This window comes from Prosthecomicrobium sp. N25 (assembly GCF_037203705.1).
Lineage (GTDB): Bacteria > Pseudomonadota > Alphaproteobacteria > Rhizobiales > Ancalomicrobiaceae > Prosthecodimorpha.
In genome coordinates this window covers 1,188,415-1,201,783 of sequence record NZ_JBBCAT010000001.1, presented here as the reverse complement: position 1 = coordinate 1,201,783, position 13,369 = coordinate 1,188,415, and the positions used below count along the sequence as shown (strand labels likewise).

The 13,369-nt window shown below is 72.0% G+C and carries 12 protein-coding genes; 5 read left to right on the top strand and 7 right to left on the bottom strand.

Annotation, left to right across the window (positions count from 1 at the left end; all coding sequences use genetic code 11):
- Positions 1 to 46 precede the first annotated feature (46 nt).
- Positions 47 to 1,618: an exodeoxyribonuclease VII large subunit gene (gene xseA, locus WBG79_RS05405; RefSeq protein WP_337356083.1), complete on the bottom strand. Its 1,572-nt coding sequence runs from the start codon at positions 1,616 to 1,618 to the stop codon at positions 47 to 49.
- A gap of 119 nt (positions 1,619 to 1,737) precedes the next feature.
- Here xseA and WBG79_RS05400 point away from each other — a divergent pair, with 119 nt between their 5' ends.
- Positions 1,738 to 2,484: a 16S rRNA (uracil(1498)-N(3))-methyltransferase gene (locus tag WBG79_RS05400; protein WP_337356082.1), complete on the top strand. Its 747-nt coding sequence runs from the start codon at positions 1,738 to 1,740 to the stop codon at positions 2,482 to 2,484.
- Position 2,485: 1 nt separating this feature from the next.
- Positions 2,486 to 3,181, top strand: coding sequence for an aspartate/glutamate racemase family protein (locus WBG79_RS05395; RefSeq protein WP_337356081.1), 696 nt, complete (start codon positions 2,486 to 2,488; stop codon positions 3,179 to 3,181).
- 18 nt (positions 3,182 to 3,199) lie between these two features.
- Here WBG79_RS05395 and WBG79_RS05390 read toward each other — a convergent pair whose 3' ends face one another.
- Positions 3,200 to 5,011 (bottom strand): hypothetical protein, encoded by a 1,812-nt coding sequence (locus tag WBG79_RS05390; RefSeq protein ID WP_337356080.1) that lies wholly within the window; start codon positions 5,009 to 5,011, stop codon positions 3,200 to 3,202.
- 11 nt (positions 5,012 to 5,022) lie between these two features.
- The gene (locus tag WBG79_RS05385; RefSeq protein WP_337356079.1) at positions 5,023 to 6,723 is read right to left on the bottom strand and encodes an Hsp70 family protein; all 1,701 of its coding nucleotides are present in this window, start codon (positions 6,721 to 6,723) and stop codon (positions 5,023 to 5,025) included.
- Between the two features lie 295 nt (positions 6,724 to 7,018).
- Here WBG79_RS05385 and WBG79_RS05380 point away from each other — a divergent pair, with 295 nt between their 5' ends.
- On the top strand, positions 7,019 to 8,407 hold the full coding sequence (locus tag WBG79_RS05380) for a glutamate--cysteine ligase (protein WP_337356078.1): 1,389 nt from the start codon (positions 7,019 to 7,021) through the stop codon (positions 8,405 to 8,407).
- Between the two features lie 37 nt (positions 8,408 to 8,444).
- Here the strand turns inward: WBG79_RS05380 and WBG79_RS05375 are convergent, their stop codons facing one another.
- Positions 8,445 to 9,611 (bottom strand): acetyl-CoA acetyltransferase, encoded by a 1,167-nt coding sequence (locus tag WBG79_RS05375; RefSeq protein ID WP_337356077.1) that lies wholly within the window; start codon positions 9,609 to 9,611, stop codon positions 8,445 to 8,447.
- 184 nt (positions 9,612 to 9,795) lie between these two features.
- Positions 9,796 to 10,140: a DUF1127 domain-containing protein gene (locus tag WBG79_RS05370; RefSeq protein ID WP_337356076.1), complete on the bottom strand. Its 345-nt coding sequence runs from the start codon at positions 10,138 to 10,140 to the stop codon at positions 9,796 to 9,798.
- Between the two features lie 186 nt (positions 10,141 to 10,326).
- Between WBG79_RS05370 and WBG79_RS05365 the strand changes: the two genes are divergently transcribed.
- Together WBG79_RS05365 and WBG79_RS05360 are read left to right on the top strand one after the other, a co-directional pair.
- Positions 10,327 to 11,211 carry a LysR substrate-binding domain-containing protein gene (locus WBG79_RS05365; protein ID WP_337356075.1) on the top strand — a complete coding sequence of 295 codons (885 nt, stop codon included), beginning with the start codon at positions 10,327 to 10,329 and terminating at the stop codon, positions 11,209 to 11,211.
- A gap of 179 nt (positions 11,212 to 11,390) precedes the next feature.
- Positions 11,391 to 12,134 carry an ArsR/SmtB family transcription factor gene (locus tag WBG79_RS05360; RefSeq protein ID WP_337356074.1) on the top strand — a complete coding sequence of 248 codons (744 nt, stop codon included), beginning with the start codon at positions 11,391 to 11,393 and terminating at the stop codon, positions 12,132 to 12,134.
- Here the strand turns inward: WBG79_RS05360 and WBG79_RS05355 are convergent.
- A complete protein-coding gene (locus tag WBG79_RS05355) occupies positions 12,103 to 12,537 on the bottom strand; it encodes a PaaI family thioesterase (RefSeq protein ID WP_337356073.1) in 435 nt (144 codons plus the stop codon). The genes WBG79_RS05360 and WBG79_RS05355 overlap by 32 nt on opposite strands.
- Positions 12,538 to 12,648: 111 nt before the next feature.
- Positions 12,649 to 13,317: a hypothetical protein gene (locus WBG79_RS05350; RefSeq protein ID WP_337356072.1), complete on the bottom strand. Its 669-nt coding sequence runs from the start codon at positions 13,315 to 13,317 to the stop codon at positions 12,649 to 12,651.
- Positions 13,318 to 13,369: the final 52 nt, after the last annotated feature.

Sequence of the window (13,369 nt, the reverse complement as noted above, 5' to 3'; positions counted from 1 at the left end):
CGTGCGGATGTCGCGCAACGTCAAACGCGCGCCCGGCGCCCTATCGTCAGAACAGCTTACCCTGCCCGGCCGGTTCCGCGTCGCGCTTCCGGGGCCTCGCCAGAGCCGGACGGGACGGTGCGTGGCCCGGCCCGGCCACAGCCTCGACGATGCCGTCGGAGAACTCGATGGCGAGCGCCGCCCCCGCCTCAACCAATTCAGCCGAGCGGACGGGCTTGCCGTGGGCATCGCGGACGAGGGCGAAGCCGCGCTCGAGGACGCTGCGGTAGGATAGCGTCTCGGTCAGGCGCCCGAGGGCGTCGAGGCGGGCGCGCTTGCGTTCGACGATCAGCGCGAAGGCCCCATCGAGGCGGCGGCCGAGGACGCCGGTCCGCTCGCCGCAGCGTTCGACGCGGCCGAGGAGCGACTGCGGGGAGAGCCGTCCCGCCAGCCGCTCGACGCGCTCGCGCCGGCGCTCCAGGCCGACCGCGAAGGCGCGCTCGCCCCGCTCGGCCGATCCCTTCACCCGCTCGCGGCCGATCCGGAGCGCGTGCGTCAGGGCCTGGGGCGACAGGCGGCCGGCGGCGCGGGCGAAGCGGGTCGCCTGCGCGCGGGTCGCCTGGACGAGCGCCTGGGACAGGCGGCCGGCGGCGATGTCGAGGCGCTGGCGGCGCTGGGCGAGCAGGCTCTCGGGGGTGCCGAGGGCGCGGGCGGCGGAGCGCAGCTCGGTCCGGCGCGCCTCCATGCAGCGGAACACCGTGCCGGTCAGGCGCTGAGCGAGCTTGTCGACGGCGCCCAGAAGCTCGGAGCGGACCGGCACGACCATCTCGGCGGCGCCGGTCGGGGTGGGCGCGCGCAGGTCGGCGGCGAGGTCGATCAGGGTCCAGTCGGTCTCGTGGCCGACCGCGGCGACGAGCGGGATGCGGCTCGCCGCGGCGGCGCGGACGACGATCTCCTCGTTGAAGCTCCAGAGGTCCTCCAGGCTGCCGCCGCCGCGCGCGACGATCAGCACGTCGGGCCGCGGGATGCCCTTGTGGCCGCCGGGCGGGATGGCGTTGAAGCCCTGGATGGCAGCCGCGACCTCGCGGGCCGAGGTGTCGCCCTGGACGCGGACGGGCCAGACCACGACGCGGGTCGGGAAGCGGTCGGCGAGGCGGTGCAGGATGTCGCGGATGACGGCGCCCGTCGGCGAGGTGACGACGCCGATGACGCGCGGCAGGTAGGGCAGCTTCTTCTTGCGGGCCGGGTCGAACAGGCCCTCGGCGCCGAGCTTCTTCTTGCGCTCCTCCAGGAGCGCCATCAGGGCGCCCACGCCGGCGGGCTCGAGCGCGTCGATGACGATCTGGTACTTGGAGCCGCCCGGGAAGGTCGTGACGCGGCCGGTCGCCACCACCTCCAGCCCCTCCTCGGGCTTGAAGCGGAGCTTCTGCATGGTCTGCCGCCAGATCACCGCCTCGATGGCGGCACCCTCGTCCTTCAGGCGGAAATAGGCGTGGCCGGAGGAATGCGGGCCGCGGTAGCCGGTGATCTCGCCGCGCACGCGCACGAAGCCGAAGCCGTCCTCGATCGTGCGGCGGATCGAGTAGCTGAGTTCCGAGACGGTGAATTCGGGCGTGTTGGGCAGCGCGGATTCGGACAAGGGCGGACCTCCGGGGCCGAACCGTGGCGCGCCGGGCGGACGGGGTCAACCCCGGCGGCGGTTCCCCTCGCCCCTCGCCTGCCGCTATAACGGGCGTCCCGAAACGGCCTGGTGCTCCGATGCCTCGCTTCGATTCGCGACTGCAGCGTCTGTTCCTGCGCCTGCCGCTCCGCGCCGGGGGGCGGATCGAGGTCACGCGCGAGCAGGCGAACTATCTCCTCAACGTGCTGCGGATGGAAACCGGGTCGGAGATCCTGGTCTTCAACGGGCAGGACGGGGAATGGCTCGCGCGAATCGCCGATGCCGGACGGCGGGCCTGCGTGCTGGAGTTCGTCGAGAGGGTGCGGGCGCAGGAACCCTCGGCGGACCTGCACTACCTCTTCGCGCCGCTCAAGATGGCCCGGCTCGACTACATGGTGCAGAAGGCGGTCGAGCTCGGCGTCGGCCTGCTGCGGCCGGTGATCACCCGCCATACCCAGGTCGGGCGGGTCAACCTGGAGCGGATGGAATCGAACGCCGTGGAGGCCGCCGAGCAGTGCGGCATCCTGGCGATCCCGAAGATCCTCGAGCCGGTGGAGCTGAAGGCGCTTCTCGACGTGTGGCCGGGGGCGGAGCCGAACCGGCGGATCTTCTTCTGCGACGAGAACGAGACGACCACCAACCCGCTCGCGGTGCTCGGCACGCTGCCCAAGGGGCCGGCGGCCGTGCTGGTCGGGCCGGAGGGCGGGTTCGCCGAGGAGGAGCGGCTGATCCTCAAGTCGAAGCCCTTCGTCACCGCGATCCCGCTCGGGCCGCGGGTGCTGCGGGCCGACACGGCGGCAGTCGCCGCTCTCGCGGTCGTGCAGGCGACGGTCGGAGACTGGTGAGATGAAGACGCTCGGACTGATCGGCGGGATGAGCTGGGAGAGCACGGCGATCTACTACCGGCTCCTCAACGAAGGCGCGCGGGACCGGCTCGGCGGGCTCGCGTCGGCCGAGATCCTGCTGTGGTCCTTCGACTTCCGCGGCATCGCCGAACGCCAGGCGGCAGGCGACTGGGCGGGGCTCGGACGGATGATGGTCGAGGCCGGCCGGCGGCTGGAGGCGGGCGGGGCGGCGGCGCTCGTCATCTGCACCAACACCATGCACAAGCTCGCCCCTGAAGTTGAGGCGGGCGTCGGCATCCCGCTCGTCCATATCGCGGACGCCACCGCGGCGGCGATCCTCGCGACCCCGTGCCGGCGGCCGGCGCTGCTCGCCACCCGCTACACGATGGAGCAGGACTTCTACCGCGGACGGCTGGCGGACCGGCACGGCATCGCCTGCGTGGTTCCGGACGAGGCGGACCGCGCCCTGGTGCACCGGGTCATCTACGAGGAGCTCTGCCGCGGGATCGTGAAGCCGGAGTCCAAGGCCGCCTATCTCGAGGTGGTCGGACGGCTGCGGCGTGCGGGCGCGGACGGCGTCATCTTCGGCTGCACGGAGGTCGGCATGATCCTCCAGCAGGCCGACCTGGACGTCCCGGCCTTCGACACGACGGCGATCCACGCCGCGGCGGCGCTGGACGTCGCGCTGGCGGGGTGACGAGCCGACCGGGCTCCCTCACGAATCGCGGGGCTTCGGCGGGGCCGTCTCGCCGGTGGCCTCCTTGGCGAGGCTCTCGGCCTTGTCGACATAGGGGCGCCACAGCGACCAGTAGGTCTGGACCGTGGCGGCACCGAGGGCCCGGCGGGCCTCGTCCCGGATGAGCCCGGCCCGGACCGCCGTCGCCGGAACGGGGTGGCCACGGGTCCGATCGAGGATCGTGTCGATGCGGGTCAGGGTGCGGGTGCGGTGCTCCAGGAAGGCCTGGACGCGAATGCGTTCGAAGAGGCTGCCGGCGCGGGCGGGCGGGACCTGCGCGGCGACCACCGCGTCGTCGAGGCCGAGCGCGCCGCCGACCACCGTGAGGGCGTAGAGATCGACCATCACGAAGAAGATCGCCGACACCACGAAGGCCGGGAAGCGGCCGCCGAACCTCCGGCCGGCCAGGACGGTGCGGCGCCGATCGTTGCGGCCCGGGGCCTCCTGGTCCGCCCTGGCGACGAGGCGCGCCAGCCTCAGGATCTCCAGCCGGTTCGTCTGCGTCGCGAGCCCGATGCGCAAGGCGACGAGGCCGAGCAGGAACAGCACGTAGTCGCGGGCCTGCGAGGCCGTGGCGATCGGCTCGAAGACGACGGCGACGGTGGTCACGAAGCCGGCCGCCGCCACCGCGGCCGCCCAGCCGTAGCCGTGGCGGGCGAGCCACCAGCAGGGGAAGAGGAGCGCGCTCCAGCTCCAGGCCAGAGGGTATCGCTCGCTGAGGCGCCAGCGGTCGTAGGCCGTCACCACGCTCGCGCCGGTCGTTCCGAAATAGGCCTCGAGATCGAACGGCTCGATCAGCGGGAAGCCCGACTCGGTCTGGCGAGGGGCGATCGCCGGACCGCCCCGGGCCTCCATGGCGAGGACCAGCGGGTGGGCCTCCGGCGTGCGGCCGAGGATGCGCGCGAGGCGCCGGACGTCCTCCGACCAGCCGAAGATGGCGTCGACCGCGGCGAGCACCGAGGCGGTCGGCCCTCCGGGCTCGAGCGTCCGTCCGAGCCGCTCGGCGTCCGCGAGCGCCTGGTCGAGGCCGAGCGCGATCCGCGTCTCCAGGGCGAGGCGATGGCCGATGTCGAGCGCCTCGGCCTCTTCCAGGAGCGTCTCCCATCCGGCGATGTCGGCAAGGCCAGCCGGCCGGCACAGACCGGCGACGCGGTCGCGCAGGTCGGCGAAGAGGTCCTCGGGGCGGGGACCGGTCGGATCGGAGAGGAACGGCTCCGCCTCGTCCTCATTACCGCCGGTCGCGGCGCCCCCTCCCCGGCCGGGCCTGTCCAGGTCGGACGCGGGCGGCTCCGGGGCTTCCGGATCCCCGCCCCGGCGGGACACGATCTGCTGGAACAGCGCGTCGAGGGTTGGCGGGGGCACGTAGGGCACGCCGTCGGGATGCTGCTCGTCCGCGCCAGGCTCGGGGCTCGGCGGGACGGGCTCGGCGGAGCGGAGCGGCGACGGCTCGACCGGATCGAGGCGGACCACCACCGAGCCGCTCGAGTCGGGCTCGGGGTTCGCGTCGCCCGCCTCCGACGACGGGGGATCGGACCGGGGCAACGGCGCCGTCCCGGGCTCCCGCGCCTCGCCGGCCGCGAGGGTGTCCTCGTCGTCCTCGTCGTCGTCGTGCTCGGGCGGGACCCATCGGTTGCGCGCCCACCAGATCGCCTGGTCGCGGGCCTGGACGAGGCGCTGGAAGGCGTCCGGGTCGTCCTCGGGGCGGGTCGTCTTCAGCTTCGCCGCGTAGGCGCGCTTCACCGTGCGCTCGTCGGCGCTTTCGGGGATGCCGAGCAGGTCGTGCGACCACATCCGCCGGTCCGTCAGTCGATGTCGCGGAAGACGTCGGTCTCGAACCGGTCGAGCAGGGCCGCGAAGGTCTCGCGGTCGCGCTCGGGATGCGCGTTCAGCGGGTCCTGGATGGCCACCTCGAAGTCGCGCAGCGCCGCCACGAGCCGCTCGCGTCGCTCGCCGATCGATTCGGCGTAGATCCGCTCGGCACGCTCGATCAGCAGGCGGTTCTCCGCCTGGTCCCGGGGCGGCACCTTCAGGGCGGCGAGCTCGGCGAAGCGGCGGTCGATCTCCTCGTCGGAGAGGCCGGTGCGGTTCTGGAAGACGCGCCGCCAGACCTTGCCGGTCGAGCGCACGGTCGCCTCGACCTCGAGGGCGCCGTTGACGTCGTAGGTGAAGCGGACGTCGACGCTCTCCTCGCCGGAGCGGGCGCGCGGCACGTCGACCGTCAGACCGCCCAGGTTGACGTTGTTCTCGGGCTTCAGGTTCTCGCCCTGGTAGACCTCGAGCTTGATCTGGGCCTGGTTGTCCTGGAGCGTGGTGAAGCTCGACGAGCGGCTGATCGGCACCACGGAGTTGCGCTCGATGATGGGCACCGTGATGGGCTCCCCGCCGGGCCCGTCGTGATGGGCGGAGACGGCCGAGATGCCCAGCGTGTAGGGGCAGACGTCGGTCATCACCACGTCCTCGAGGGCGGCGTGGCGGGCCTTCAGGCCGGCCTGCACGGCGGCGCCGAGGGCGACCAGGTGGTCGGGGTTGAGATGGGTCAGCGGCAGGCGGCCGAAGAGGCGGCCGACCATGGCGCGGATCGCCGGGGTGCGGGTCGCGCCGCCGACCATGACCACCTGGGCGATCTCGCCCGGCGCGATGCGGGCGTCCGAGATGGCGCGCTCGAGCGGCTTGCGCAGGCGGCGCAGCAGCGGCTTGACGATCTCCTCGTACTCGGCGCGCTCGAGCCGGCCCTCGACGACGCGGTCGGGGAGTTCGAACGTGTAGGAGACCGAGGTCTTGGCGCTCAGCTCCACTTTCAACTGCTCGGCGAAGCGTACGAAGCGGGAGAGTTCCCCAGGGGCGAGCTTGCCGCGGTCGATCTCGTGCCGGTCGGCGAGGTCCATCATCAGGTGCTCGCGGAAGTCGTCGCCGCCGAGGAAGTTGTCACCGGCGGTGGCGCGGACCTCCATGACCTCGTCGTACTTGTCGAGGATCGAGACGTCGAAGGTGCCGCCGCCCAGATCGAAGACCAGGAACTGCGCCTCCTCGACCTCGCCGAGCCCGTAGGCGAGCGCGGCGGCGGTCGGCTCGTTGACGAGGCGCTCGACGTGGAGGCCGGCCAGGCGGGCGGCCGTCAGGGTCGCCTTGCGCTGCAGGTCGTTGAAATAGGCCGGCACGGAGATGATGGCCTCGGTGATCGGCTCGCCGAGGTCGGCCTCCGCGTCGCGCCTCAGCGCCCCGAGGACAAGCGCGGAGAGCTCCTCGGCGCGGTAGGGGCGGCCGTCGAGGCGGGTGAGCTTGTCGGTGCCCATCCAGCGCTTGAAGGCCGCGACGGTCGAGGTCGGGCGCGCGATCAGGCGCTCGGCGGCGGGACGGCCGACCAGGACCTCGCCGTCCGCGATGCTGACGACCGAGGGGGTGAGGACGTCGCCATGGGCGTTGGGGATGAGGCGCGGCCCGTCAGCGCTCCACACGGCGACGAGGGAGTTGGTCGTTCCGAGATCGATTCCGACAATCGCCATTCCGGCTACCGCTCCTCGCGCCGGGCGCCGCCCGCCTGCCGCGAAGCGCCGGTCCCGACCGCATGGGCCAAGAGGTACCCGAGGACATGACCTGGGAAAAGGGCGTTTTCCCGTCGGGCGGCCAGCCGCCGCGGCAATGGGCCGATCCGTCATGCGATCGTGAAGCGCCGTGAAACGGAGCCGTCACGAATTCGCGTTTGTCGCGCCACGGGGGCGCCGCTATGGTGCAGCGCTTCCAAGGCCGATCCTTCGGATCCGGCCCGCATTTCCATGCCGTTCCGCCGGAGCCGACCCCATGGCGCGTGATACCGTCGATGCCGTCCCGATCGAGAGCCGCGACCAGCTGGTCGCCTGGTTCGAGGCGGGATCGAAGCCGAAAGAGCGGTGGCGCATCGGGACCGAGCACGAAAAATTCGGCTTCCACACCGACGACCTCTCGCCCGTGCCCTACGAGGGGCCGCGGGGCGTGCGCAAGCTGCTGGAAGGCATGGAGGGGCTCCTCGGCTGGGAACCGATCATGGACCGGGACGCCATCATCGGGCTCGTCGACCCGGTCGGCGGCGGGGCGATCAGCCTGGAGCCGGGCGGCCAGTTCGAGCTGTCCGGCGCGCCCCTGGAGACGCTGCACCACACCTGCCGGGAGACCTTCTCGCATCTCGCGCAGGTGCGCGAGATCGGCGACCCGCTTGGGATCGGTTTCCTGGGCGTCGGGGCGAGCCCGGTCTGGACGCGGGCCGAGACGCCGGTGATGCCGAAGTCGCGCTACGCCATCATGCGGGCCTACATGCCGAAGGTCGGCGGCAAGGGCCTCGACATGATGTTCCGCACCTCCACCGTGCAGGTGAACCTGGACTACGGCTCTGAAGCCGACATGGCGAAGAAGCTGCGCGTGAGCCTGGCGCTGCAGCCGATCGCGACCGCACTCTTCGCCGCCTCGCCCTTCCTGGAGGGCCGCCCCAACGGCTTCCTCTCCTACCGATCGGAAATCTGGCGCGACACCGATCCGCACCGGACCGGCATGCTGCCCATCGCGTTCGACGAGGGATTCGGCTTCGAGGCCTATGCGGAGTGGGCACTCGACGTCCCCATGTATCTGATCAAGCGCGGGGACACCTACCACGACGCGACGCGGGTCACCTTCCGGCAATACATGGCGGGCGCCCTGCGGCACGAGCTGCCGGGCGTCGAGCCGGAGATGGGCGACTGGGTCAACCACCTCGGCTCGATCTTCCCGGAGGTGCGGCTGAAGCGCTACCTGGAGCAGCGCGGGGCGGATTCCGGGCCGTGGCGGCGGCTCCTGGCGCTGCCGGCCTTCTGGGTCGGGCTTCTCTACGACGAGGGGGTGCTCGACGAGGCCTGGGCCATGGTCAGGGACTGGACGGCCGAGGAACGGCAGGCGCTGCGCGACACGGTCCCGCGGCTGGCGCTGAAGACGCCGTTCCGGGGCACGACGGTCCACGCGCTCGCCCGCGAGGCCGTCGCGCTGGCCCGCAAGGGCTTGGTGCGCCGCAATCGCCTCGGCCCCTGCGCGCCGGCGGAAATCTCCGAGACGGAGGCCGTCTATCTCGCGCCCCTGGAAGAGATCGTGGCGACCGGCGAGACGCTCGCCGAGAAGATGCTCCGCCAGTACGAGACCGAGTGGGGCGGCGACATCCGGCGGGTTTTCGCGGAGTACGCGTACTGACGCGGGAGGCGCCCGGCCCGGGCCGGGCGCAACGCCGTCACCTCAGGCTCTGCAGCACCGACACGTAGTTCGCGACCGCCGCACCGCCCATGTTGAAGATGCCGGCGAGTTCGGCGCCGGGGATCTGCATGCCGCCAGCCTGGCCGGTCAGCTGCATGGCGGTCATCACGTGCATGGAGACGCCGGTCGCGCCGATCGGATGGCCCTTGGCCTTCAGGCCGCCGGACGGATTGACCGGCAGCTTGCCCTCCTTGTTGGTCCAGCCCTCCAGGATGGCGCGGGCGCCCTGCCCTTCCGGGGCGAGGCCCATGGCCTCGTATTCGATCAGCTCGGCGATGGTGAAGCAGTCGTGGGTCTCGACGAAGTCGAGGTCGAGCAGGTTCACGCCGGCGTCCTGCAGGGCGCGATGCCAGGCCGTGGAGCAGCCCTCGAACTTCAGGATGTCGCGCTTGGACATGGGCAGGAAATCCTGCGCGTGGGCGACGCCCCGGAACGCGACCGCCTTGCGCATGCCCAGCGCGGTCCGGATGTCGGTCAGCACCAGGGCGGCGGCGCCGTCGGAGACGAGCGAGCAGTCCGTGCGCTTGAGCGGGCCGGCCACGAAGGGGTTCTTGTCGCTCTCGGCGCGGCAGAATTCGTAGCCCAGGTCCTTGCGCATCTGGGCGTAAGGGTTGGCGACGCCGTTGCGGTGGTTCTTGGCGGCGATCATCGCGAGGGCGTCGGACTGGTCGCCGTGGCGCTGGAAATAGCCGGCCGCGATGCCGCCGAAGACGCCGGCGAAGCCGCCCTTGGTGTCGCCGTCCTCGGGCAGGTAGGAGGCCTTGAGCAGGATGTTGCCGATCTCGGGGCCGGGGGTGCGCGTCATCTGCTCGACGCCGACGACCAGCACGATGCGGGCGGTGCCGGCGCGGATCGACTTGATGCCCTGATGGACGGCGGCCGAGCCGGTCGCACAGGCGTTCTCGACGCGGGTCGCCGGCTTGAAGCGGAAATGCGGGTCGGCCTGGAGGACGAGCGAGGCGGTGAAGTCCTGCGCCGAGAAGCCGCCGTTGAAGTGGCCGAGGACGATCTCGTCGACCTCGCCGGCCTCCAGGCCGGCGTCCGCCAGGGCCTCGGTGGCGACGCGGCCGATCAGGCTCTCGACGGTCTCGGCGTCCTGCTTGCCGAAGGGCGTGTGGGCCCAGCCCACGATGGCGGCGGTCATGGCGTGTTCTCCGAAATAGTCGGGCTCCGGGCTTGGAGCCTACTCCAGCGCGGGCGAAGGCGGAACCGGGCCGGAGGGACGAGCCGGGCCGGGAAGACGCAGCGAGGCCCGTCCGGGCGGACGGGCCTCGCGCGGGGGGCCGGGCGCCGGGGAGGAAGGCGGCGCCCGGGTCGGGGACTGCGCGTCAGGCCGGGGGCAGGCCGCGGACGGCGCGCTCGGCGCCGGCCAGGAGGTCGTAGCGCTCCATGGCCTGGGCGCGCATGCCGGCGCGCCGCTCGACGGCGAAGATGCGCAGCCGCGTCGACGGATCGACGTCGAGAGGCGAGGCGAGCGCGGAGGTCACGTCGCCCCGCATCAGGCCGATGTCGGCGAGCATCCGGTCGTCGAACTCGAGGAGGTCGGCCACCTCGCGCCGGTTTCGACGAACGCGCCACAGGCTGCCGACGAGCGTGACGAAGCCCTTGACCGCCGCGACGGCAGCGGCGCCGAGCAGGTGGGGCGGGGTGGTCGTCCGGTCTGTCGTATGCATGATGCACTCCATCGAAAAGGCGTGAGACACCGAGAGCCCCGGGCGGTTCTGTCCGCACGGGGTGCCTGTTGGAGGTGGCTCTGATTGCAACGTGTCTTTGATGCCCGGATGGGATTGATTAGTCCAACGAATGTTTCTAATCTCGAACTTCACAGGGATTGATCGATCCTCCGCGGAGGGACGGCCATGGCGGGACTCCTCGACCTCGACCAGCTGAAGACCTTCGTGGTGATCTGCGAGACGGGCAGCTTCACGCGGGCCGCCGACGTGGTGCACAAGACCCAATCCGCCGTCTCCATGCAGATCCGCCGCCTGGAGGAGCGCATCGGCAAGCCGCTGTTCGCCCGGGACGGTCGCTCCTCGAAGCTCACGCCGGAGGGCGAGCGGCTGCTCGCCTATGCGCGGCGCATGGTCAAGCTCAACGACGAGACGATCGCCGCCTTCGACGAGGCCGAGCTCTCCGGCCGCATCCGGCTCGGCACGCCGGACGACTACGCCGACCGGTTCCTGCCCGAGATCCTCGCGCGCTTCGCCCGCTCCAACCCGCGCGTCGAGGTCACCGTCGTGTGCGAGCCGAGCCCGCAGCTCGTCGAACTGGTCCGGCAGAACGAGCTCGACGTCGCCATCATCACCTACGTGCGCGAGAAGGCGCCCGCGGAGGTGATCCGCCGCGAGCCGCTGCTGTGGGTCACCTCGGCGCGGCACGCCGCCCACGAGGAGCCCGTGCTGCCCCTCGCCCTCGGCCGGCCGACCTGCAACTGGCGGCGGGCCGCCGTCGAGGCGCTCGACGAGGTCCGGCGGCCGCATCGGACGCTCTACGCGAGCTGGAACTCCACGGCCGTCGGGGCCGCGGTGCTGGCCGGGCTCGCCGTCTCGGTCCTGCCGGAATCGGCCATCCGGCCCGGCATGCGGGTGCTCACCGAGGCGGACGGCTTCCCGCGCCTGCCGGTCTGCGAGATCGGCCTCCTGCGCTCCTGGCACCAGGCCTCCCCGGTCATCGACGCGCTCGCGGGCCACATCGTCCAGTCCCTGGACAACCTCACGAACGGGGCGGTGCTGGCGGCGGAGTGAGGGGACGCAGCCGGGGGTGATCTCAAAAGTGGAAAGGTCGGGCATCGTGGTCTCCCTGGAACGGTGGCGCACCGCACAGGTGGCCGAGCCGGGTCTGAGGCCAAGGTAGGCGCGGCGCGCCGCCTCTTGTTTCGACCGCGGACGAACCATCGCGGCGGAGGGCCTGCTACGATGGCGGCATGAGAAACGGACCCGACATCGCCGGACTTGCCGCCCTGATCGGCGATCCCGCCCGCGCCACCATTCTCGAAGCGCTCATGTCGGGCCTTGCCCTGACCGCGGGCGAGCTGGCGCGGGAAGCGGGCGTGTCGCCCCAGACCGCGACTGCGCATCTGTCGAAGCTCCGGGACGCCGGCCTGATCGTCATGGCGGTGCAGGGCCGCCATCGATACTACCGGCTGGCCGGCCAGGACGTGGCAGGAGCCATCGAGGGCCTGATGGGCCTGTCCGCGCGACTCGGCCGCCTGCGGACCCGGCCGGGACCGCGCGACGCGGCGATGCGAATGGCGCGTGTCTGCTACGATCACCTCGCCGGCGAACTCGGCGTGCGCATGCATGACGCATTCGTCGAGCGCGGCCTGCTCGGCGCCGGCCCGGAGGGGTTGCACTTGACGGAGGACGGCAGGCGGGCTTTTCGGGCCGAGGGCCTGGACGTGGCGGCGGCATCCCCGAAAGGGCGCCCGCTCTGCCGAAGCTGCCTGGACTGGAGCATGCGTCGCCCGCACCTCGCGGGCGTCCTGGGGGCCGACCTGCTGCAGGCCATCCTGTCCCGGGGCTGGGCATCCCGCGATCCAGCGAGCCGCGCGATCCGCTTCACCCCGCAAGGCCTCGAGCGCTTCGAGGCGTTCCTGGCGGGCAGCCCCGCAGTCCCGGCCGCCCTACCCGCCCCGCTCAGCGCGAGACGAGCGCCATCGAGCCGGTGAAATGGCTGACCAGGCGCTCGGCGCCGTCGGCGACGGCGAAGACCCTGGCCTCCGTGAAGCTCACCTGGCGGCCGGGCTTCAGCACGTCGGCGCGGCAGACGAGCCGCTCGCCGCGAGCCGGGGCGAGCAGGCTCAGCTTGAACTCGATCGTCAGGACGATCTGGCCGGGCGCCATCAGGGTGGCGGCGGCGGTGCCGGCGGTGTGGTCCGCGAGGGTCGCCTGCACGCCCGCATGGACGTAGCCGTCCTGCTGCAGGTGGCGCTCGGCGAGCTCGAGTTCGGTGACGATGCGCCCGGGCTCGATGTCGACCAGCCGGCAGCCGAGGTCGCGAATGAAGGGGGCTGCATTGAACGTGTCGAGGGTCGTCCGGATCCAGTCCGGATTGCGGGCATCGTGGGCCATCGTGGAATGCGCTCGGGCGGGAGGTCGGGGCTGGCGCCTCCGGCACGGCGCACCGGGGGACGCCCCTCTCCTATCCCGGACCGGGTCCGGCCGCCATGACCCGAACGGGCGTCATGCGGCCGCGGAGCCGCCGTAGCCGCGCTCGAAGCTTTCCGTGCAGGCGCTCGGATGCCAGACCGGGCGGTAGCCCGCCTTGAGCGCCATGACGGTCGAGGGCGGCGTCACGAGGGTGACGAGCTGCCGGCGAGGGCGGGGAATTGGCCGGCCCCAGCCTTCGGCCGACCAGGGCAGAACGTAGCCGCCCCGAATGGCGTAGGCCTGGCGGACCGCCCCGTCATAGGCGATCACCGCGCCGTCCGGCAGGGTGTCGATGAAGGCGACGTAGAGCTTCTTCTCCCGCCGTGCGGGGGACTCCGGGTCGATCCGCTCAGCGTGCAGGACCTTGTCGATATGGGCGAGGGGCGGCGTCTCGGCGTGGCCGTTGCCGATTGCGAAGCAATGGGCGAAGTCGGCGGCGGCGCGGCGCCGGCATTCGAAGCAGGGCCGATGTCCGGCGGCCAGCGCGGTCACCTCGTCGAGGAAGAATAGCTCCGTGTAGCTCTCTCCCCAGACCTCGCGCGCGCGGTCGCGGAACCTGGTTTCGCAACAAATCCAGGCCTTGGAGACCCAGCGGCGGCGCTCCTTCAGGGTGCGCGTGTCCGGGTCGTGCATGCGGCCGCCGCGGTTGCCCATGAAGAGCCCGCGGGCGGCGCCGCTAAAGATCGTGCCGAACGGATCCACCCGGTTCTGCAGCGGTTCGCGGGGCCCTCGGAATGCCTCCGCTTCGGAGCCC

What these genes read in the sequence shown, in the direction of transcription:
- WBG79_RS05400 (WP_337356082.1), top strand. Translation starts at nt 1,738, where the DNA reads ATGCCTCGCTTCGATTCGCGACTGCAGCGTCTGTTCCTGCGCCTGCCG.
- WBG79_RS05395 (WP_337356081.1), top strand. Translation starts at nt 2,486, where the DNA reads ATGAAGACGCTCGGACTGATCGGCGGGATGAGCTGGGAGAGCACGGCG.
- WBG79_RS05390 (WP_337356080.1), bottom strand. Translation starts at nt 5,011, where the DNA reads ATGTGGTCGCACGACCTGCTCGGCATCCCCGAAAGCGCCGACGAGCGC.
- WBG79_RS05385 (WP_337356079.1), bottom strand. Translation starts at nt 6,723, where the DNA reads ATGGCGATTGTCGGAATCGATCTCGGAACGACCAACTCCCTCGTCGCC.
- WBG79_RS05380 (WP_337356078.1), top strand. Translation starts at nt 7,019, where the DNA reads ATGGCGCGTGATACCGTCGATGCCGTCCCGATCGAGAGCCGCGACCAG.
- WBG79_RS05375 (WP_337356077.1), bottom strand. Translation starts at nt 9,611, where the DNA reads ATGACCGCCGCCATCGTGGGCTGGGCCCACACGCCCTTCGGCAAGCAG.
- WBG79_RS05370 (WP_337356076.1), bottom strand. Translation starts at nt 10,140, where the DNA reads ATGCATACGACAGACCGGACGACCACCCCGCCCCACCTGCTCGGCGCC.
- WBG79_RS05365 (WP_337356075.1), top strand. Translation starts at nt 10,327, where the DNA reads ATGGCGGGACTCCTCGACCTCGACCAGCTGAAGACCTTCGTGGTGATC.
- WBG79_RS05360 (WP_337356074.1), top strand. Translation starts at nt 11,391, where the DNA reads ATGAGAAACGGACCCGACATCGCCGGACTTGCCGCCCTGATCGGCGAT.
- WBG79_RS05355 (WP_337356073.1), bottom strand. Translation starts at nt 12,537, where the DNA reads ATGGCCCACGATGCCCGCAATCCGGACTGGATCCGGACGACCCTCGAC.